Genomic DNA, 19,974 nt, shown 5'->3' with positions numbered 1-19,974 from the left:
CCTTACGGCTTCTCGATGTTCCACATCACCGGGATGCCGGTCTTCAGCAGTTCGGTGTGCTGCAAGCCGCGGAACGCGGACACGGGCTTGAATTCCCCCCACATGACATACGGCACGCTCTGGTAGGCGCGCGCCTGCATCTGCGCGGCGATGTCCTTGCGCTTGGCCGGGTCCGTTTCGCGGATCCAGCTGGTGCGCAGCGCGTCCAGTTCCTTGTCGCAGGGCCAGCCCGGCAGGCTGTTGCCGCAAGCGGCGGACATCCAGGGATTGGTCACCGGCGTGCTGGCGTCGTAATAGCCGCCCCAGGTCAGGAAGACGTTCCAGCCGCCTTGCGCGGGCGGATCCTTCTTCAGGCGGCGTCCGGCCAGGGAGGCCCAGTCCATGGATTGCAGGTCGACGTTGATGCCGGCCTTCTTCATGTTCTGCGTCAGCACCATGACGGCGGGCGCGCTGAGGTGGTCCGTGGGGTACAGCACCACGACTTTCTCGCCCTTGTAGCCGGCTTCCTGCAGCAGTTGCTTGGCGCGCGCCGGGTCGGTCTTGGCGTACGGCGCCGCGCCCGCGTCGCTGGCCAGCGGCGAGCCGCAGACAAAGAGGCTGGGGCAATAGTCCACGCGGTATTTCTCCGGGTAGCCCATGGCCGACAGCATTTCCTTCTGGTTCACCAGGTGGTAGAGCGCCTGGCGGGCAAGCTGGTTGTCGAAGGGCGGATGCAGCGAATTGAGGATGACCATGCCCTGCGTCGCGACGGACGTGTTCAGGGTGATGTCCTTGTTGGTCTCCAGCACGGGCAGGAAGTCGGGCGTGGTCTGTTCGATCATGTCGACTTCGCCGTTCATCAGGGCGGCGGTGGCCGTGTTGCCGTCGGGAATGTAGACCCACTCGACGCGGTCCACCTTGACGTTCTTACCGCCCGCCAGGCCGTCGGCAGGTTCCGTGCGCGGCACGTAGGCCGGGTTTTTCACGTACACGACCTTGTTGCCCGGCACCCATTCATCGCGCTTGAAGAGGAAGGGGCCCGAGCCGACCATTTCCGTGACCTGGGTGTTCGGGTCCGTCATGGCCAGGCGCTTGGGCATGATGAAGGGCGGCATGCCGGAAGGCTTGGACAGGGCGTCCAGCACCAGGCCGAAAGGCTCCTTCAGCGTCAGCGTGAAGCTGTTGTCGCCGGTCACCGCGAGTTCGGCGCCCGCGGCCATCATGGCCTGGCCCAGCGTGTCCTTCTTGGCCCAACGCTGGATCGACGCCACGCAGTCCTCGGCCTTGACGGGCGTGCCGTCATTGAACTTCAGGCCTGGGCGCAAGGTGAAGCTCCAGCTCTTGCCGTCCTCGGATAGGGTCCAGCTGTCCACCATCTGCGGCTTGACCTGGCCCTTGCTGTCCTGCGAGAACAGGGTGTCGAACACCATGTAGCCGTGGTTGCGCGTGATGTAGGCCGTGTTGAACAGCGGGTCCAGCGTCTTGAGGTCCGCGTGCGGCACCAGGCGCAGGGTCTTGGTCTGCGCCAGCGCGCCGGTGGCGGCCCCCATGGCCAGCAGGGCGGCTGCGCCCAGCAAACTGAAACGTCTGATCATTGTTATCCCCTTCGTTATTCCCATGCCCTGGTCGGGCGGCGATCGTTGAGCCTCAGGCCTTGAACGGCCACTTCGGCAATTTGCGCTTGGTGTAAGGCAGCGCGTTGTAGTCGGTGGTGATGGCGCCCGGCGTTTCCACGTAGATGACGTGGCGGCCGACCTGCGAATACGAGGCGTAGAAATGCTGCGACGATTTCACGATGATGAGCTTCATGGCCTGCAGGTCCACGCCGAACTGCGTGAACAGGTCGGTGCCCATGGCCTGGGTGCGGTTGGTGGTCAGGGCGATGGTCACGCCCTGGCTGCGCACGATGGCCACGTCGCCCAGCAGGGCGGGCGTGCCGGCCAGCCCGGTCATGATGGCGTCGCGCTTGAGCGCCACGATTTCGCAGTCCAGGTCCAGCGGCTGTCCCGATACCGGCGCGACCTTGCCGCCGATGCGCAGCTGGATGCGCGCGCCTTCGCCAGCTTCGAAACAGAGCTGCACCGCCACCGGATCCCAGAAGGGGCCGGTCGCGACGTCGGTGATGCCGCGCGCCAGCACGCGTTCCAGGATGAAGGTGGCGTCGCTGGGGGCGCCGCCGCCCGCGTTGTCGGCGGAATCGGCCAGCACCACCGGGAAGTCGTTCAACGCCAGGGCCTGGTCCAGCGCTTCGTCGGCGCCGGGGTAGGGCGGCGCCAACTGGTCGCGAAAGCCGATGATCTCTTCGCCCAGCGCGCGCGCCAGGGCGTTGGCCTGGGCCTGGTCGCCGTCGGTATAGACCAGCACCTTGGAACCCATGTCGGGGGTGTCGCCCCACGGGAAGCCATGCGCGATCGACACCGACAGCACGCCTTCCTTGCCTTCCATCGCGAGCAGGCGGTCGACGAAGCTGCGCATGGGTTCGCGGCTGGTGTGCATGATGGAGATCATCTCGCAGTCGTACACGGCGCGCGTTGGCTTGATGCGGCCTTCGGCGCGCGCCACGCACAGGTCCACCAGGTCGTAGGCGCGTTCCAGGATGTCCGTGTGCGGATATTCCTTGAAGCACACCAGGAAGTCGGCGCTTTCCACCATGTCCGCCGTCATGTGGCAATGCGGGTCCAGTTCGGCGCCGATCACGGTGTCGGGGCCCACGATCTCGCGCGCGCGGCGCAGCAGGTCGCCTTCGCAGTCGTCGTAGCCGTCGGCCACCATGGCGCCGTGCAGGCCGAACAGGGCGATGTCGACGCGGCCCGCGCGCTTCAGGTCGCCCAGCAGTTCGTCGCGCAGGGTTTCGTAGGCGTGGCGGGTGGTGATGCCGGCCGGCGTTGCGCCGGCGGTCAGGCCTTCGATCAAGGTCCAGTCCTTGCCTTGCGCGCGCTGGCGCGCCGCCCACAGCGGCCCCGAGAACATCTGCATGCGGTCCGGATGCTGGCCTGCGGGGTAGTAGCCGCGCGCCCGATAGGCCGACAGCCCGGTCGGGATGGGAGAGAAGGTGTTCGTCTCGGTCGCCAGGGACCCGGAAAAGATTTTCATGCTGCCGCTCCGCGTAAGGATGTGCACATGGGGGCGCAGGCGTTGCCGCGAGCGCAAGGAAAAGACCGCACTGCCTGGCGCGAGGGCCGGGCAGTGTCAAACCATCGGACAGGCCCGCGGGGCGGGATCAGGCTTCGGACACGGGGCCCGGCGTGTAGCCGCCGTGCGCGACTGCCGCGCCCAGCCAGGCCTGCACCTCGATTTCCACGTCCACACCCATGGCCAGCTTGGCCTCGACCGTCGAACGCGAAGGGAAGTCGGACGAGAAATGGCTGCGGTAGGCGTCGTTGAACTGCGCGAAGAGCTCCAGGTCCGACAGCCATACCGTCACGCGCACCACGTCCTTGAGGGTGGCGCCCGCCAGGGCCAGCGTTTCCTTGATGCGCTCGATGGCGGCATGGGTCTGGGCGGTGATGTCGCCGCGCACGACCTGGCCGTTGGCGTCCATCGGGATCTGGCCCGACAGGAACAGGAAGCCGCCGGCCTGGGTGGCGCGGGAGAACGGCAGGGGCAGGGGGCTGGGGTAGCGGGCAATGGTGGTCATGGTGGACTCTCGCAGGCAAGGGGGTGGGTTCAGCGCAATCGCGCAGGACGCACGGCTTCGGCATTCACGCCGTGCGCATGCAGATGGGCGGGCAGCGGCTGGCGCGTGAGCAGCGCGGCAGCCAGCTCAGAAGTCGCCGCGGCCGTCTGGATACCATAGCCGCCTTGGGCCGCCAGCCAGAAGAAGGCGGGCGCATCGGCATCCCAGCCGACCACGAAATCGCCGTCGCGCACGAAGGAACGCAGGCCGGCCCAGGTGTGCTTGGGGCGGCGGATGGTGAGCGAGGTCGCGCTTTCGATGCGGTAGATGCCGGTGGCCACGTCCAGTTCTTCCGGCACCACGTCATGCGCGGCGACCGGATCGGCGTTGGCCGGCGATCCCAGCAATTGGCCGGCATCGGGCTTGAAGTAATAGCTTTCGTCGACGCCGACCACGGCCGGCCAATGGGCAAAGTCCACGTCCTGCGGGCCGGAGAACGTGAAGGCGGTGCGGCGGCACGGCTGCAGGCCGACGGGCGAGGCCCCGCAGAGGGCCGCGGTATGGTCCGCCCAGGCGCCCGCGGCGTTGACCAGCGCTCGCGCACGCAGGCTGCGGCCATCGGCCAGCGTCAGCGTCCAGACGCCGTCCGCATGGGCAGCCGACACGACTTCGGCATTGTTGTGCAGTACCGCGCCCTGGCGCGACATGCCGCGCAGAAAGCCCTGATGCAGCGCGTGCACGTCGATGTCGCGCGCGTCCGGTTCTTCGATGGCGCCGCAGATCTGGTCGGCGCGCAGACAGGGCACGCGCTCGACGGCCGCTTCGGCGTCGATCAGCGCCACATTGGGCGATTGGCTGCGGAAGTCGTCATAGACCTGGCGCAGCAGGTCCCGCTGTTCGGGCGTGGCGATGTACAGCACGCCGCGCGGGCTGAGCAGCGGATGCTCGCTGAAGCCCTGCGGCGGATTTTCGTAGAAGGCGCGGCTGGCGCGCGTGAGCGCCTTGATCTGGTCCGTGCCGTAGGTTTCCATGAACATGGCCGCGGAACGGCCGGTGGAGTGGTAGCCCGGCTGGGCCTCGCGTTCCAACACGGCCACCGAGGCCGTGGCGCTCAGGCGGTAGGCCACGGAAGCGCCGGCGATGCCGGCGCCGATCACGGCGTAATCGAATAGGGGTTCTGCTGTCATTTTGTCGGAAGCGAGAATTCTCTTATTTGATAATTCTCGAATACGATAGTTTTTTGACGGCAGACAAGTAATAGGGGAAAGCCCCGATGGAGGAAACTCCGGGGCTCGGGAGGTCAGGTCAGGCGGGTGCCATTGGGAACCTGATCGTCCGGCACTGCCAGCACGATGCCGCCGGACTCGTCCGCGAAACCCAGCACCAGCACTTCGGATTTCATCGGCCCGATCTGGCGCGGCGGAAAGTTCACCACCGCCATGACGCGCTTGCCCGTCAGCTGTTCCAGCGTGTAGCGATCGGTGATCTGCGCCGAACTTTTGCGGATGCCCACGCCGGCGCCGAAATCTATCGTCAGCTTGTAGGCGGGTTTGCGCGCTTCGGGAAAGGCCTGCGCCGACTGGATGGTACCGATGCGGATGTCGACCTTGAGGAAGTCGTCAAAGCCGATATCGGCGGCGGCGGGGGTGTTCGGGTCTTGGGTGTAATGCACGTTGGGTCCTTGGATTGGGCTGTCCGTCACCTTGCGCAGAGCCGATTTGGTCGATAGGCGGAACAGTTTGTTCCGCGCAATGGGGTGTTTTTTGGCTTCCTGGACGTATTCGGGACAATTGCCGGTCGGTAGAATTCGCCATGCATTTTCCTCTATCTACTCGTCGGAAGGCCACAACGTCATGAGCAACGCTTATCTGGACGCCCTCAAGCAGCGTCGCACGCAGTACTCGCTGGGCCGCAACCTGTCGATCTCCAAGGAGGAACTGACCTCCCTGATCCAGGAAGCGATCAAGCACAGCCCCTCGTCGTTCAATTCGCAAAGTTCGCGCGCCGTGATCCTGTTCGGCGCCGAGAGCGAAAAGCTCTGGAGCATCGCGATCGAAGAAGTGCGCAAGGTCGCGCCGGCCGAGAGCTTTGCCCAGACCGAAGCCAAGCTCAAGAGCTTCGCCGCGGGCGTGGGCACCGTGCTGTTCTTTGAAGACCAGGGCGTGGTGCAGGGCTTGCAGGAAAAATTCGCGCTGTACGCGGACAACTTCCCGGTCTGGTCCGAGCAGGCGGGCGGCATGGCCCAGTTGTCGGTCTGGAGCACCCTGGCCAGCGCGGGCGTGGGCGCCAGCCTGCAGCACTACAACCCGCTGATCGACGCCGCCGTCGCTCGCGAATGGAACGTTCCGGCGTATTGGAAGCTGCGCGCGCAGATGCCGTTCGGCTCCAACGAAAACGGCTTCGGCGAAAAGGCGTTCATGGACGATGCCGAGCGCTTCCGCGTGGCCGGCTGAGTTTTCGGGACGCCTTGCGCGTCCCGGTCCGAGCGCATCGGAAAGCCCGCAATTCCCAGGGAATCGCGGGCTTTTTTACGTCCGGCTTCTGGCGGACTTCAATCCGTCTTCCAGCCCCATTTCTTGAAGATCGCCCGGCCTTCGGGCGCGGTCAGGAAGTCGACAAAGGCCTGCGCCTGGGCATTGCCCTTGCCTTTCCTGGTCACGACGGCGCCCGCGTCGCGATAGATGCGGTACGGCTCTTCCACCTCGACCATGCTGGCGAGCTCGGGGTTGGACACCTGCCAGATGTTCCAGATCAGCCAGGCGTCTATGGTCTTGTCCTCGGTCCATTGGGTGCGCGCCTGTGCGCTGTTGCCGGCCTCCGGCAGCACGAGGTTGGCGCGGAAGGCGCGCACGGTTTCGATGTCGCCAAGACGGCCGGCCACGTCTTCCCACAGTCCCGTCTGGCCCGCGCCGGACACGGCCATGACCTTGATGCCGGGCTTGAGCAGATCCTTGAAGCCCTTGATTGCCTTGGGATTGCCCGGACGCACCAGGATGGCCGAGGGCCTCAGGTACAGCGTGCGGGCCTCGCGCAGCTCGAACACGCCGGGCAGCGCCGAGGCGAAACCACTCATCATGTTTTCGGCGCCGCTGTAGATCACGTCGGCGTCCTGCTTGGCCTTGTCGGCCCAGGCCGGCGTGGGGCCCGCGGTGACGCTGACGTCAATGCCGTGCAGCTTGCCGAACGCAGTGGCCGCTTCCTTCATCGCCGGCGCGGGACCGCCGGGGCCGTACACGTTCAGGCCCGGAGCGGCCCAGGCGCTGCCGGCGGCGGTGCAAGCCAGGGCAATGCCGCAGGCAAACGATCTGATCGACTTCATATCAAGACTTCCATTTCTGCGCTGACCGACGCCGGGCGTCCGGCGCGTTCGGCTGGTTGATCCGTGGCGTGCTGCGTGGTCTCTTGCGCGACTTGCCACTGAGTAGACGAGCAGGGGAAGGGGAATATTCCAATGGACTGTGCAATCCGCGCTGCGTTGCAGAGCGTTGAACTCTGTTTCCAGTCTGTTAAAAAGTCGCGTGCAAAATTGCAGCCTTGCTGCCGCCTTGCGATGAATGGCTTAACGGTCTGCAAGCATCGAAACGCTGCGCAGCGCATTCTCAAAGAGAAACGTCACATGAAATCTGGAATCCCCGTGGGCCGCCTGCTGTGCGTCGCCGGCCTGTTCGCGCTTGCCGCGCCCGCCTATGCGATCGATTGCGCCAAAGCCGCCAGCGCCGTGGAAAAGCTGATCTGCTCGGACCGCAAGACCGTGGCGGCGGACGCCGAGTTGAACCGGGCTTACGCCGCGATACTGAAACAGGCTCCCGACGGCGATATCCGCGCCATGCTGGCGCACAACCAGAAGCGCTGGATTGTGGCGCGCGACCGCGCGCTCACGAACCTGATCGAGGACCCGGGTTCGGTTCCCGACGGCAAGACGGCCGCAGGCGTCGCTCGCGATTTGATCCAAAGCCGCACGGCGCAGCTCAAGGAGACGCACAAGGGCGCCACGCTCCCCGACATGATCGGCAGCGCAGTCCGCCAGCAGCAGTTCCAGGCGCAATTCACCGGCGGCGCTTACGCCGGCTACTCGACTTCTTGCGACGTCTTCCCAGGCGAAAATGCCTACTACGGCTGCTTCGCGACGCGGCATTACCAGAATAATGACCGCATTTGCTCGGTCGACGAGTACTGGGCGTCGGGCGGCGTCTACACCAAGCGCTATGTCGCCAACGTCGTGGACGGCAAGCCGCAGTTGGCGGCATCCTGCTCGTTCAGCAGCTCGGACGAGGCATGCTCCGATAAGGCGGGCGAGACAAAATGGAACATGAAGCCGAAAAAGCCAGACTTTTCCTATCCAGCCCAGCCGCTGCCCAAGATCGATGGAGAGATCGTGGGCGATGACGACTATGAGTGGGCCCGAGCCTGCCTGACGGGCGCGGCCTACCCCGCCAATTGACGCTGGCGAGCCGATCGCGAGCGCGCGATCGGCCTTGTGTTGCGGTCGTTTGGGCGTATTGCGTGCAGTTCGCGGTGGATTGGCAATACTTGCAGTATTTTGAGGGTTATGTATTTAGTTGTAAGGCAAGCAGAACCTCACGGTGATCCGCTGGCAGGCAAGAGCGCTATACGTTTACCTAGGGAAAACCCGTAGATTGCGTTGCTCAGAGGGTGTTTTTCAGGCCGGATCTGCGGCAAGATTTTGAAACCGACTGGATGGCTGCGTGTTTAAAACGTCCATCCCGCGAACGTAGAATCCCGTTTTTCATCAGTGCCATCCGGCTGACAGGAAACGAACCATGAAGAAAACCATCCTCCTTGCGTCCGTATGCGCCGCGCTGCTGCAAGCTTGCGCTCCGACTTCCTCTCCCCGTGAAGGATCGTCCTCCATGCCCACTACCGCCACCACGCCCGCCAGCCCTGAAGTTAGCCTGCCTGCCTATTACTGGCGCCTGGCTTCCGCCACCGATGCAGCGGGCAAGCCGATAGCCGCGCTGCAGGCTGGCGTCGAACACCAACTGCGCCTGTCGTTCACGCAGGACGCCTTGAACATCCGCGGCGGCTGCAATGCGCAGTTCGGGGGCTACACCTACAAGAACGGCGTGCTGCAGGTGGCGAACCTCGCGTCGACCATGAAGGCCTGCGACCAGAGCCTGATGCGCCTGGACGCCGAGATCGGCCAGCGCATGAAGGGCGACCTGCGCGCCACGCTCAGCGGACACGCTTCCGAACCCGGACTGGAGCTGGTTGCGCAGGACGGCAGCGTCCTGAAGTTCGTCGGCGAACCTACGCCCGAGACCCTGTACGGCAGCGCCGGCGAAATCATGTTCCTTGAAGTCGCTGCGAAGAAGGCCGAGTGCAGCCACCCGCTGATTCCCAATTATCAGTGCCTGATGGTGCGCGAGCGCCGCTACAACGAAGCCGGCGTGCAGCAGCCTACCCAGGACAAGTGGCATCCGCTGTATCAGTCCATCGAAGGCTTCCAGCACCAGGATGGCGTGCGCACCGTGCTGCGCGTGAAGCGCTACGACTGGAAGAACCCGCCCGCGGATGCGCCCAAGCAGGTGTATGTGCTGGACATGGTGGTGGAGCAGGACGCGTCGAAGAAGTAAGACGCCAGCTTCCCTCTGGATTTCCCCATTGCGCCCGGCCCCTGGATTCAGCGGCCGGGCGCAGTCATTTCACCCGGTGCAGGGTACTATGTTGTAAATTGTAGTCATTCTCATTTATAACCGTGCGTCTTCATGGCCGCCTCCGATCCCTCTCCGCGGCACCCCCTGCATACGCTGTACCAGGAACACCAAGGCTGGCTGCAGGGCTGGCTGCGTAAAAAACTGGGATGCGCTTTCGACGCCGCCGACCTGGTGCATGACACCTATCTGCGTGTGCTGGCCCGCCGTGATCCGGGCGACATCCGCGAGCCGCGTTCCTATCTGGCGACCATCGCGCACGGTCTCATGGTCAATCACCTGCGCCGCAGGGATCTCGAACGCGCCTATCTGGAAACGCTGGCGCAGCTGCCCCAGGCGCAGTCGCCGTCACCCGAGGAGCGTGCCCTGGCGCTGGAAGCCCTGTGTGAAATCGATGCCATGCTGGATGGCTTGCCCGTCCCGGTGCGGCGCGCTTTCCTGCTTTGCCAGCTTGAAGGCCTGACGCACGCGGATATTGCCAAGACGCTGGGCGTATCGGTCGGCTCGGTGCGGCAGTACATCGCGCGCGCTTTGCGCCAATGCCTGGAGTTCGCGCCATGAGCGCCGGCGAGGCAGGGCGCATCGATTCGCGCGCGCTGGACGGCGCGGTGGACTGGTTTCTGCGGCTGACCTCGGGCAGCGCCAGTCAGGCGGACCGAGAGGCGTGGCAAGCCTGGCGCCAGGCCGATCCTGAACACGAGCGCGCCTGGCAGCGCACCGAAGCGCTTACGCGCCGTTTTGAGGCGTTGCCCAAGGGCATGCTGCCCGTGTTGGGGCGACCGCGCTCGTCCGCCCGCCGCGCCGCGCTGGGCAAGCTGCTGGTGCTGATCGGCGCCGGAGGCGCCATCGGCTACGCGCAGGTCGATGAAGCCTGGCGCGGCTGGGTGGCGCAATACCGCACTGCTGTCGGCGCCCGGCGCGAGGTGATGCTGGCGGACCATAGCCGCGTGGTGCTCAATGCCGCCACCGCCATGGACGTCCTGTTCGATGCCCAGCAGCGGCTGATCGCGCTGCACGGCGGCGAAATCCTGATCGAAACCGCGCCGGACCCGCAACAGGTTTCCCGGCCGTTCATCGTGCGCACCCGCGAAGGCAGCATCACCGCATTGGGTACGCGCTTCGTGGTCAGGCGCGACGATGGCGTATCGGCGGTACAGGTTCTGGAAGGCGCCGTGCGCGTGGCGCTACCGGGCGCTTCGGCGGATGCGGCGCGCATCGTGCCCGCCGGCATGGGCCTGCGCTTTGGCGGCGGCCATATCGATGACGCCCAAGCGCTGACCGGCGACCCCGCCGCCTGGCAGCGCGGCATGCTGCAGGTCGACGGCATGCCTTTGAATGAATTCCTGCGCGAGCTTCAGCGTTACCGCACGGGCTGGATCGATTGCGCGCCCGAAGTGGCGCATCTGCCGATTTCCGGCGCCTTCCCGCTGGCCGAACCCGACCGGGTGCTGGCCACGGTAGCGGACACCCTGCAACTCGGCCTGCGCCATCGCACCCGCTACTGGGTGTCGCTGGTGCCGCGCGGCGGGACTATTTTGTAACGGCGACTAGCACTTTCTGCGTCTTATCTGGCTACGAGGGTAAGACCAACATCTGGAGTGCATGTCATGCCCCGTCAGCTTCCCCCGTCGCGCGCAAGCGTCTCCTTCCCCGCCTTGCTCGCGGCAGGCGTATTCGCGCTGCCTCTGGCCGGGTTGATAACGCCTGCCCAGGCGCAGACGCAGGCGGGGCAGGTGAGCGTAGCCATCGGGCCCGGGCCGCTCAGCGCGGCGCTGTCGGCCTACGCGGCCCAGGCCGGGGTCCTGCTGTCGTTCGATCCTGCTCTGACGCGCGACCTCCAGTCGCCGGGATTGCGCGGCAGCTATGGCTTCGAGGAAGGGCTGCGCCAGCTGCTGGCCGGCAGCGGGCTGGAACCGGCGCGGCGCGCGGACGGCGGCTACACGCTGCGCAGATTGCCGCAGGGCGAAGTCACGGCCTTGCCCGCCGTGACCGTCACTGGCGCTGGCGACGAAGGTCCCTCCGAAGGGACAGGCTCCTATACCGTGCCGGCAACCAGCGCCGCCACCCGCATGCCGCTGTCGCTGCGCGAAACCCCGCAATCCATCAGCGTCGTCACGCGGCAGCAGATGGACGACCAGAACCTGAACACGCTGGACGAGGTGATGCGCCAGACGCCCGGCATCGCCGTCGACCGGCTGGATGAGCGCGTGCAATTCACCTCGCGCGGTTTTGCGTTGAACACCATGCTCGATGGCGTGCCCACGCTGTCGTTCAAGACGCCGTCGGCCGAGGCGGGCATGATCAACACCGCCATCTACGACCGGGTGGAAGTCGTGCGCGGCGCCGCAGGCCTGCTAAACGGCGTGGGCGAACCCGGCGGTTCGGTGAACCTGGTGCGCAAGCGCCCCACATCGGAGTTTGCCGGACACGTCACCGGCGGCGTCGGCCGCTGGAACAGCTACAACGCCGAAGCCGATCTGGGTGGCCCGCTGAACAGCGCCGGCACGCTGCGCGGCCGCGTGGTTGCCGCCCGCACCGCGGGCGACAGCTTCATCGACTACAAGAAGCGGTCCGACGATGTCTTCTACGGCATCCTCGAGGCCGACATCCTGCCCAGCACCACGGTCAGCCTCGGCTACGAGCACCAAAAGACCGCCATCGACGGCGCGAACTTCGGCCAGGCGCCGCTGTTCTACAGCGACGGCACGCGCACGAACTTTCCCAGGTCCTTCAATCCCGTGACGCCGTGGAGCCAATGGGACATGTATACGGACCGGATATTCGCGACCTTGGACCACCGCTTCGGCAGCGGCTGGCACGTCAAGATGGACACCAGCCGCCTGAAAAACGAAAGAAAAGCCGCCTGGGGCTACGTCCTCGCGTATCAGCCTGTCGATCCGTCCGGCGCGTCCACCATCGAATTGCGCGACAACCCCGCAAGCTCCACCAACAAGTCCTTCGACGTCTACGCCGAAGGGCCGTTCCAGGCATTCGGCAGGGAGCACCGGGCCGTCCTGGGGCTGAGCTACAACCGCTACACCAGCGAACTCAACCTGAACTCGGCGAATCCCGCCGGCTGGGACCGCCGGCGCGTGAATCTCTACGAGCTGCGCGACGTGCCGCGGCCCGCCATGCCCTACACGTTCTACAACACCTTCCTGGATGCGAAGGAGACCGCCATCTACGGTTCCGCGCGCCTGAAGGTGGCCGAGCCAGTGTCGCTGATCCTGGGCGCGCGGACCACCTGGTACGAAGAAAACTCATCGGCCTACAACGGCCCCGCCAACACCTGGACCCACAACCCCACCGCAAAGGAAAACGGCGTCTTCACGCCTTATGCCGGCGTGGTCGTGGACCTGAGCAAGGATTATTCGGCCTACGCCAGCTACACCCGGATCTTCATTCCCACCACCTCGCGCGACGCCAGCAACGTGGTGCTGCCTCCTCAAACCGGCCAGAACTATGAAATCGGCCTGAAGGGCGAACACCTGGACGGCAAGCTGAACACAAGCTTCGCGATATTCCGCACCCAGGAGGAAAACGTTGCGGTGGAGGATCCGTCCAGCCCGCCGCTACCGGACGGGAGCACTCCCTACCGCGCCGTCAAAGGCGCGCGCAGCAAGGGTTTCGAGCTGACCGCATCCGGCGAAGTGGCGCCGGGCCTGCAGCTGATGGGCGGCTACACCTACTTTGCCAAGCGCGACGCCGAAGGCGCATTGCTGTTGCCGAGCACGCCGCAGCGGCTGTTCCGCCTGGCCGCCAGCTACAGGCTGCCGGGCGAATGGAGCAAGCTTACGATCGGCGGCAACGTCAGCTACCAGAGCAGCATCTACTACGACGAAGCCGGCGGGCTAGGGCGCGCCAGCCAGGGCGGCGTCACGCTGTTTGGCCTGATGGCGCGCTATGACTTCAACAGGCATGTGTCCGCGTCCGTCAACGTGGAAAACCTGACCGACAAGTATTACTACAGCGGTCTGGGGGGCTACAACGGCTACAACTACGGCACGCCCAGGAACGTCTGGATGAAGGTGAGCTACAAGTTCTGAGGACCGGGCAAGCCAGGCGGCGGGGGCGCGCGGAGGCTTTCGCGCGAGGCGGGTTTGATGTTTGTCATGTCCGCGGCTTCCGGGTTGATGGGACAATCCTCGTTGATGGCCATTCCCGATCGCAGCCATGAACACCTACCCCTTGCTGCTCATCCTGCACCTGCTTGCCGCCTTCCTGTTCGTCGGCACCGTTACGTTCGAGGTGCTGTTCCTGGAATCCGTGCACAAGCGCCTGCCGCCCGACGTGCGCCGCGCGCTGGGCAGCCAGCTGGCGCCACGCGTGCGGGCCGTGCTGCCGTGGTCGGTCGTCGTGCTGTACCTGGCCGGCCTGGGCCTGGCCTGGCAATACCGCAGCGCGCTCGCCAACCCGTTTGCATCGTCCTTCGGCGTCCTGCTGTCGCTGAAGATCGCGCTTGCCTTGAGCGTGCTGGTCCATGTCGCGACCGCCTTGACGCTCGCTCGCCGCAAGCGCCTGACTGGCGCATTGAGCCGGCGCATGCATATCAGCGTGTTCTGCCACATGGTGCTGATCGTGGTGTTGGCCAAGGCGATGTTCCACGTGGCCTGGTGAGCGCGGAGGCCGCGGCGCCGTAGGAGCCCCTGCCGCAGTGCTATGCCGGCAATGCGAGCGGCTCAAGCGTTCCGTAGCCTTCCTCCCCATATACCAGCGCCGGCAGCGGCGAACGGCCCTGGCCGTTCGTTTCCCAAAGTTCCGCCACCCATTGCATCGCCGTATCGACGATGACGTCCTGGACGTTGAAACCACCTTCGTCCGACGCGAACAGAGGAACCTCGGGCTCGATGCCGTCTTCCGTGTGGCGCACGTCGAACAGGTAGCGGTGGCCTTCGATGGCCTTGTTGAGCACGAACAGGTCCGGGCCTTCCAGGCTGGCCACCACGGAGAATGTGCCTTCGCCGTCCTGGTCGGGGAACACCACGAAGTGGATCTCGCGCGCCTTGGGCGGCAGGGCGGCGATCAGCGCTGTCAGTGTGGCGCGCGCCGCGGCGTCGTGGGCGCGCAGGATGCGCAGCAGTTCGGTTTCGTATTCGGATCGGTTCATGGCATTCCGTTCAGGACTGGTTGGCGCATTTTGTCGCCGACCTCTGGAGAGGCGGCAGGGAGTGCCGTGGATTATCTGCCATTTCCTGTCGCCGTCACCGCGCCAGCCGCAGGCACTCCATGAAGTACGCCGCATGTTCCGAGGCCAGCGCGGCGTCTCGCCACACCATGCCTGTAATCCCGCGGCTGCGCATCGCCAGCGGCAATACCTTGATCATGTGCTGCTTGGCGAAATGCTTTGCCAGCCGCTCGGAGATCGGCAGTACCAGATCCGATCCGTCCAATAGCGCCAGGTTGACCAGCACCGACGACGATTCCACCTGATGCCAGGGCGCGGGCTGGCCGGCCAGCGCCAGTTCGTAATCGATGCGTATCCGCATCGGTGTTGAAGCGCCGGGCGCGATCCAGGGGTATTCCTGCACGTCCTCCCATGTCACCTTGCGTTTGTTCGCCAGCGGATGCGCCGTGCCCACGGCCAGGCAGATGGGCTCGCCATACAACTCTTCGTAGTGCAGGTTGCGCGGCAGCGAGTGCTGTTCCAGGCGTCCCACCAGCACGTCGAACGTGCCTTCCTGCATCAGCGGCAGCAGGTAGTCCAGCGTGTTCTCGGCCAGGCGCAGCAGCACGCGCGGATAGCGTTCGCGAAAGCGCCGGATGCTGGGCGGCAGCAGCACCGGCGCGATATTGGGCGTAACGCCCACTGCCAGCGTGCCGGTGGCGCCGCGGGCCAGCTGCGCCATGGAGTCCTGGGCGCGGCCCAGCTTGCCCAGGATCTCGCGCGCATGCGTGCGCAGTTCCAGTCCATACAGCGTGGGTTCGATGCCGCGCGCGTGGCGCTCGAACAGCGTCAGGCCGATGTCTGCTTCCAGGTCCTTCAGCCACTTCGACAGCGCTGGCTGTGTGATATTGAGTTCCGACGCGACCTGGCTCAGGTTGCGGGTTTCGGACAGGCGCACCAGGATGGCCAGGTGGCGCAGGCGGATGCGGTGGGTCCAGTCCATGCGGGCATCCTTGAGACATAAATGCAGAGTTATGGCTCGGTAATATTAATTCATTATCAATTTATGTCTCCTCTACACATAATGGCCTGACAACAGAGCCAAGCCGGCGCAAAGCTGGCGGCGAGGAGACACGATGCAGCCGAATTTCCTGCTATTCATCACGGATCAGCAGCGCGCGGACCATCTGGGCAGCTATGGCAACCCCATGCTGCGCACGCCGGAGCTGGACGCGTTGGCGGGGCAGGGGTGGTCGGCGGACCGCTTCTATGTGGCGTCGCCCATCTGCATGCCCAACCGCGCCACCCTGATGACGGGCCGCATGCCCTCGGTGCATGGCGTGCGCCACAACGGAATTCCGCTGTCGCAGCGCGCCACCACGTTCGTCGACCGCTTGCGCGGCGCGGGCTATTCCACCGCATTGATCGGCAAGTCGCACTTGCAGAACATGACCGGCAAGCCCGCCGTCTGGCCGCCGGCGAGCGACGGCGCGCACGGCGAGGCCTGGACCGTCGAGCCCGGCAACTACGATCAGGAATGGGGCCCGCTGTGGCGCACGGATCCTGGGCATGATCTGCAGACGCCGTTCTACGGCTTCGAGCGCGTGGCGCTGGCGGTGGATCACGGCGACCAGGTCTGGGGCCATTACGAGCGCTGGCTGGCCCGCGAACATCCCGAGGCGCGGCGCCTGTGGGGGCCCGAGCATGCCCTGCCCGCGCCCGGCTATGTGCTGACAGAGCATCATCAGGCCTGGCGCACCCGCGTGCCGGAAGAATGCTCCACCACCGCCTACATCGGCGACCAGACCATCGCGCAGTTGCGCGACAACGCGGCTAACGGCAAGCCCTTCTTCATCCAGTGCTCGTTTCCCGATCCGCATCATCCTTTCACGCCTCACGGCAAGTACTGGGACATGTACCGCCCGGAAGACGTGACCTTGCCCGGGTCGTTCCACGCCAGCGCCGCGCCGGGCCACCAGCCGCCGCCTCACGTAGCCTGGATGCACCAGCAGCGCAATCAGGGCAAGGCCGTCAAGCACACGCCCGCCATCTTTGCCTGCACCGAGCGCGAGGCGCGCGAGGCCATCGCGCTGAACTACGGCTCCATCAGCCATATCGACGCCACCATCGGCCGCGTCATGCGGGCGCTGCGCGCGACCGGGCTGGACCACAACACCATCGTCATCTTCACCAGCGATCATGGCGACTACTTCGGCGACCACCAACTGCTGCTCAAGGGGCCGATCCATTATCAGAGCCTGATCCGCACGCCCTTCATCTGGCGCGATCCGCAGGCAGCGCCCGCCGCTGCGCGCAGCCAGGCGCTGTGTTCCACCGCCGACATCCCCGCTACCGTGCTGGCGCGCGCGGGCCTGCCTGCCTACAACGGCATGCAGGGCGCATCGTTGCTGCCGCTCATGTCGGGCGAGACCGAGCGCGTGCGCGACGCGGTGCTGATCGAGGAAGAGGGCCAGCGCACCATGTTCGGCTTTCCCGGCCGCACCCGCATGCGTACCTTGCAGACGCCGCGCCACAGGCTCAGCGTCTATGCCGATGCCGCCTGGGGCGAACTCTACGATCTACAAGAAGACCCCCACGAACTGCGCAACCTGTGGGACGACCCCGCCGCCGGCGCGTTGCGCGCAGAACTGCTGCTGGAACTGTCGCGCAGCATGATCCGGCACGCCGAGACCAGCCCGCACCCCACCGCCATCGCCTGATTCCGCCGCCACGGCGCCAGCCTGCGGGTTGGCGCCATCCAGGAGAAAAGCATGATCAAGTCCTTGTTGCTCTGTACGGCGCTGCTCGTGGCCGCAACCTCGGTCGCGGTGGCGTCCGACTATCCGTCGCGTCCCGTGCGCCTCATCGTCAACTTCCCGCCCGCGGGCCCGCTGGATCTGGAAGCCCGCGCCATCGCGCAGCATGCCGGCAAGATCCTGGGCCAGACCATCGTCGTCGAAAACCGCTCCGGCGCGTCCGGCAACATCGGCGCCCAGTCCGTGGCCCAGGCCGCGCCCGACGGCTACACGCTGCTGATGACGCTGGACACGCTCATGACCGTCAACCCATACATTTTCAAGGGCTTGGACAAGGACGTCACCCAGCGGCTGGAACCGCTGAGCGTGGCCGGCTCCTTCGGCCTGGCGCTGGCGGTGCGCCCCGAACTCGGCATCAATACGCTGGACGAATTCCTGCGCTACGCCAAGGCCAATCGCATCGCCTATGCCTCAGCCGGCTACGGCAGTCCCGGCAACCTGGCCTTCGAAAAGCTCCGTCTCGCGGCTGGCATGGAAGTCGCGCATGTGCCATATCGCGGCAACGCGCCTGCCGTGAACGCGCTGCTGGGCGATCAGATACAGGCCGCCTTTCTTGCCACGCCCGGCGTCCTGCCGCATGTACGGGCAGGCAAGCTGAAGGCCTTGGCGGTGTCGGGCAAGGAACGCGACGCCGACCTGCCTGAAGTCCCCACGGCGGCGCAGTCGGGCGTGGCTGGCTTGAAAGACTATGACGTGTCGTTCGCCTTCCTGGTCATGGCGCCCAAGGGCACGCCCAAGGAGGTCGCGCAGGTCTGGGAAGACGCGCTGGCCAAGGTCTACGCCATGCCGGAGTTCCAGCAGAGCATGGCCGTGCTGGGCATGCGCGGGCCGTTCGCAGGCAAGGCGCGGGCACAGGCATGGGTGGACAGGGAGGCCAAGGGCTGGAAAGAGGTGATCGCGAAGGCGGGAATACGCGGGGAATAGCGCTGTAACACGCCGGTCAGCAGGCTCTGCTAGACTGGTTTCACTCTTTGGGGAGTAGCCTCCCTGCGGCCAGTTCCGCAGGGGCTTGCGTCAACATTCTTGGCTTCCTCGGCCATGGCGCAAGCGGCATCCTTGCTTGGCGAGACCACGGATTTTTCGCGCGATGCCGGGCGGCGCGGAGGATCCGTGCCGTTTCCGCCCAGCAGGATCCCCACTCCAATGAATCCCATCGCCATCATCGTTCTCGCGTTCGCCATGTCCACGGACGCGTTCGCCGCGGCCATCAGCAAAGGCGCCGCGCTCTACAAGCCCCGATTTCCGGAAGCCCTGCGCACAGGGCTGATCTTCGGCGTGATCGAAGCCATCACGCCGGTGATAGGTTGGGGACTGGGCTCGGTCGCGGCAAAGTATGTGGTCGCCTGGGACCATTGGATCGCGTTCGCGATGCTCTGTATTCTGGGTTTGCTGATGATACGCAACGGCCTCAAGGAAGAGGACGAGGACGCCGCGCCCGTCACCCGGCATTCCTTCTGGCTGCTGGCGGCTACGGGCCTGGCTACCAGCATCGACGCCATGGCGGTCGGCGTGGGCCTGGCGTTCGTGGATGTGAACATCGTGGTGGCGGCCATCGCCATCGGCTTGGCCACGACGCTGATGGTGACGATAGGCGTGATGCTCGGACGCGTGCTGGGCAGCGTCGCCGGGAAGCGGGCCGAGATCCTGGGTGGAGTCGCGCTGATCGGTATAGGCGCGGCAATACTTTATGAGCATCTGAGCGCCGCAGCGGCTTGACGCCGCATGGGAAGGCGGCGCTCGTCGGCTCCGCGGATGATGCTTATCCGCGAGTACCCCCGATCAAGGCCGAACGCGCGCTGTCGAAGTTGCGGCACTCGGATTTCAACCACTCGGAAAAGATCCGGGTGCGCCGCTCTTCAGGCCGGCGCGACAGCAGCACATAGCGCGCCGGCGCGGGCACGTGCTTGCCGAACACGTCTACCAACCGTCCGCTGCGCAGTTCGTCGTAGACCATCGCGCTGCGCCCGATAGCCACACCCTGGTGATTCAGCGCGGCGCCAATGGCCAGGCTGGCCAGATTGAACTGCGGCCCGTCCAGGTGGCGGATCCATCCCGGCCGATGCGCTTGCATCCAGGTGCGCCACTCGATGAACTCCGCGGCGCCGACCCAAGGAGAGGCGTCGTGCAGGAACTCGACGCCGTCGAGCGATTTGCCGGTGCGAAACGCGGGGTGCGCGGCCAGGTATTCGGGCGTTGCGACCACGAGCAGATACTCGTCCAGCAAGGCGTCCGCCTGTAAATGGCTGTAGTGCGCCGGGTCATAGCGGATGGCGAGGTCTATGTCTTCTTCCTCCATCAGCTTGCGGTCCAGCAGTTGGAACTCCGCCTTCAACCGGACTGATACCTCCGGCTGCAAGCGATGGAATTCCGTCAGGCGCGGCATCAGCCATTGCAGCGCGAACGACGGCAGGCAATTGACCTGCAGCGCGGACGCCGGCAAGCCCAGCCGCTCGATTTCCTGCTGAATGTCGCCAAGCGCACGGCTGACCGTCGTGTGCAGCGATTCGCCCTTGGGCGTGAACTTCAGGCCGCGTTGCTGGCGGACAAACAACAGGTAGCCCAGGCGGTCTTCCAACTGCCGGATCTGCTGGCTCACCGCGCTTTGCGTGAGGTTCATGGCCGACGCCGCCCTGGTGAAGCTGAGATGGCGGCCGGCCATGTCAAAACACCGCAGGGCTCCCAGGAGTGTCGAGTCGAAATGGGCAGACATAAGTCACGCTAATGGCTGAATTAGAAATGATCGCTATTCTTGCATGCCTTCGGCATCTACGATTTGCGCCGAACCAT

General features: G+C 65.4%; 19 protein-coding genes and 1 riboswitch. Of the genes, 10 read left to right on the top strand and 9 right to left on the bottom strand.

Annotation, left to right across the window (positions count from 1 at the left end):
- Window positions 1-2: 2 nt before the first annotated feature.
- The 5 genes from IB257_RS17115 to IB257_RS17095 form a co-directional block, all read right to left on the bottom strand.
- Window positions 3-1,574: an ABC transporter substrate-binding protein gene (locus tag IB257_RS17115; protein WP_192492613.1), complete on the bottom strand. Its 1,572-nt coding sequence runs from the start codon at window positions 1,572-1,574 to the stop codon at window positions 3-5.
- Window positions 1,575-1,626: 52 nt separating this feature from the next.
- Window positions 1,627-3,072 (bottom strand): M81 family metallopeptidase, encoded by a 1,446-nt coding sequence (locus IB257_RS17110; protein WP_175159527.1) that lies wholly within the window; start codon window positions 3,070-3,072, stop codon window positions 1,627-1,629.
- Window positions 3,073-3,199: 127 nt separating this feature from the next.
- Window positions 3,200-3,616 carry a RidA family protein gene (locus tag IB257_RS17105; RefSeq protein ID WP_054450287.1) on the bottom strand — a complete coding sequence of 139 codons (417 nt, stop codon included), beginning with the start codon at window positions 3,614-3,616 and terminating at the stop codon, window positions 3,200-3,202.
- A gap of 29 nt (window positions 3,617-3,645) precedes the next feature.
- Window positions 3,646-4,782: an FAD-binding oxidoreductase gene (locus IB257_RS17100; RefSeq protein ID WP_054450289.1), complete on the bottom strand. Its 1,137-nt coding sequence runs from the start codon at window positions 4,780-4,782 to the stop codon at window positions 3,646-3,648.
- Between the two features lie 113 nt (window positions 4,783-4,895).
- The gene (locus IB257_RS17095; protein ID WP_119448997.1) at window positions 4,896-5,267 is read right to left on the bottom strand and encodes a tRNA-binding protein; all 372 of its coding nucleotides are present in this window, start codon (window positions 5,265-5,267) and stop codon (window positions 4,896-4,898) included.
- A gap of 181 nt (window positions 5,268-5,448) precedes the next feature.
- Here IB257_RS17095 and IB257_RS17090 point away from each other — a divergent pair, with 181 nt between their 5' ends.
- The gene (locus IB257_RS17090; RefSeq protein ID WP_192492612.1) at window positions 5,449-6,048 is read left to right on the top strand and encodes a nitroreductase family protein; all 600 of its coding nucleotides are present in this window, start codon (window positions 5,449-5,451) and stop codon (window positions 6,046-6,048) included.
- Between the two features lie 98 nt (window positions 6,049-6,146).
- On the opposite strand, the gene IB257_RS17085 is transcribed toward IB257_RS17090, so the two are convergent.
- Window positions 6,147-6,914, bottom strand: a complete 768-nt coding sequence (locus IB257_RS17085) for an extracellular solute-binding protein (RefSeq protein WP_119448998.1) — start codon at window positions 6,912-6,914, stop codon at window positions 6,147-6,149.
- Window positions 6,915-7,211: 297 nt separating this feature from the next.
- Between IB257_RS17085 and IB257_RS17080 the strand changes: the two genes are divergently transcribed.
- The 6 genes from IB257_RS17080 (at window position 7,212) to IB257_RS17055 (ending at window position 13,884) form a co-directional block, all read left to right on the top strand.
- Window positions 7,212-8,036, top strand: a complete 825-nt coding sequence (locus IB257_RS17080; protein WP_054450296.1) for a lysozyme inhibitor LprI family protein — start codon at window positions 7,212-7,214, stop codon at window positions 8,034-8,036.
- 430 nt (window positions 8,037-8,466) lie between these two features.
- Window positions 8,467-9,189, top strand: coding sequence for an META and DUF4377 domain-containing protein (locus IB257_RS17075; RefSeq protein ID WP_199728259.1), 723 nt, complete (start codon window positions 8,467-8,469; stop codon window positions 9,187-9,189).
- A 132-nt stretch (window positions 9,190-9,321) separates the two neighbouring features.
- Window positions 9,322-9,828: a sigma-70 family RNA polymerase sigma factor gene (locus tag IB257_RS17070; RefSeq protein ID WP_192492611.1), complete on the top strand. Its 507-nt coding sequence runs from the start codon at window positions 9,322-9,324 to the stop codon at window positions 9,826-9,828.
- Entirely contained in the window at window positions 9,825-10,808 is a 984-nt protein-coding gene (locus IB257_RS17065; RefSeq protein ID WP_192354592.1) for a FecR domain-containing protein, read from the top strand. Before IB257_RS17070 ends, IB257_RS17065 begins: the two co-directional genes overlap by 4 nt.
- Before the next feature lie 66 nt (window positions 10,809-10,874).
- Window positions 10,875-13,313, top strand: coding sequence for a TonB-dependent receptor (locus IB257_RS17060; RefSeq protein WP_192492610.1), 2,439 nt, complete (start codon window positions 10,875-10,877; stop codon window positions 13,311-13,313).
- Between the two features lie 127 nt (window positions 13,314-13,440).
- On the top strand, window positions 13,441-13,884 hold the full coding sequence (locus IB257_RS17055; RefSeq protein WP_192492609.1) for a CopD family copper resistance protein: 444 nt from the start codon (window positions 13,441-13,443) through the stop codon (window positions 13,882-13,884).
- 40 nt (window positions 13,885-13,924) lie between these two features.
- On the opposite strand, the gene IB257_RS17050 is transcribed toward IB257_RS17055, so the two are convergent.
- Both IB257_RS17050 and IB257_RS17045 read right to left on the bottom strand, forming a co-directional pair.
- Entirely contained in the window at window positions 13,925-14,374 is a 450-nt protein-coding gene (locus tag IB257_RS17050; RefSeq protein WP_054450307.1) for a DUF6389 family protein, read from the bottom strand.
- A gap of 94 nt (window positions 14,375-14,468) precedes the next feature.
- Window positions 14,469-15,374, bottom strand: coding sequence for a LysR family transcriptional regulator (locus IB257_RS17045; RefSeq protein ID WP_192492608.1), 906 nt, complete (start codon window positions 15,372-15,374; stop codon window positions 14,469-14,471).
- A gap of 133 nt (window positions 15,375-15,507) precedes the next feature.
- Between IB257_RS17045 and IB257_RS17040 the strand changes: the two genes are divergently transcribed.
- From IB257_RS17040 to mntP, 3 genes are all read left to right on the top strand, one after another.
- Complete coding sequence (locus IB257_RS17040) at window positions 15,508-17,091, top strand: sulfatase (protein WP_192352552.1); 1,584 nt, start codon at window positions 15,508-15,510, stop codon at window positions 17,089-17,091.
- Window positions 17,092-17,142: 51 nt separating this feature from the next.
- Entirely contained in the window at window positions 17,143-18,111 is a 969-nt protein-coding gene (locus IB257_RS17035) for a tripartite tricarboxylate transporter substrate binding protein (RefSeq protein WP_192492607.1), read from the top strand.
- A gap of 37 nt (window positions 18,112-18,148) precedes the next feature.
- Window positions 18,149-18,323, top strand: a riboswitch (yybP-ykoY riboswitch).
- 7 nt (window positions 18,324-18,330) lie between these two features.
- Complete coding sequence (gene mntP / locus IB257_RS17030) at window positions 18,331-18,903, top strand: manganese efflux pump MntP (protein WP_054450314.1); 573 nt, start codon at window positions 18,331-18,333, stop codon at window positions 18,901-18,903.
- A gap of 43 nt (window positions 18,904-18,946) precedes the next feature.
- Here mntP and IB257_RS17025 read toward each other — a convergent pair whose 3' ends face one another.
- Window positions 18,947-19,897: a LysR substrate-binding domain-containing protein gene (locus IB257_RS17025; RefSeq protein ID WP_192492606.1), complete on the bottom strand. Its 951-nt coding sequence runs from the start codon at window positions 19,895-19,897 to the stop codon at window positions 18,947-18,949.
- Window positions 19,898-19,974: the final 77 nt, after the last annotated feature.

Origin of the sequence: Achromobacter sp. ACM03, from assembly GCF_014851665.1 — a bacterium.
GTDB lineage: Bacteria > Pseudomonadota > Gammaproteobacteria > Burkholderiales > Burkholderiaceae_B > Achromobacter > Achromobacter aegrifaciens.
The sequence above is the reverse complement of the archived record's forward strand: the minus strand, read 5'-3'. Positions and strand labels throughout refer to the sequence as shown.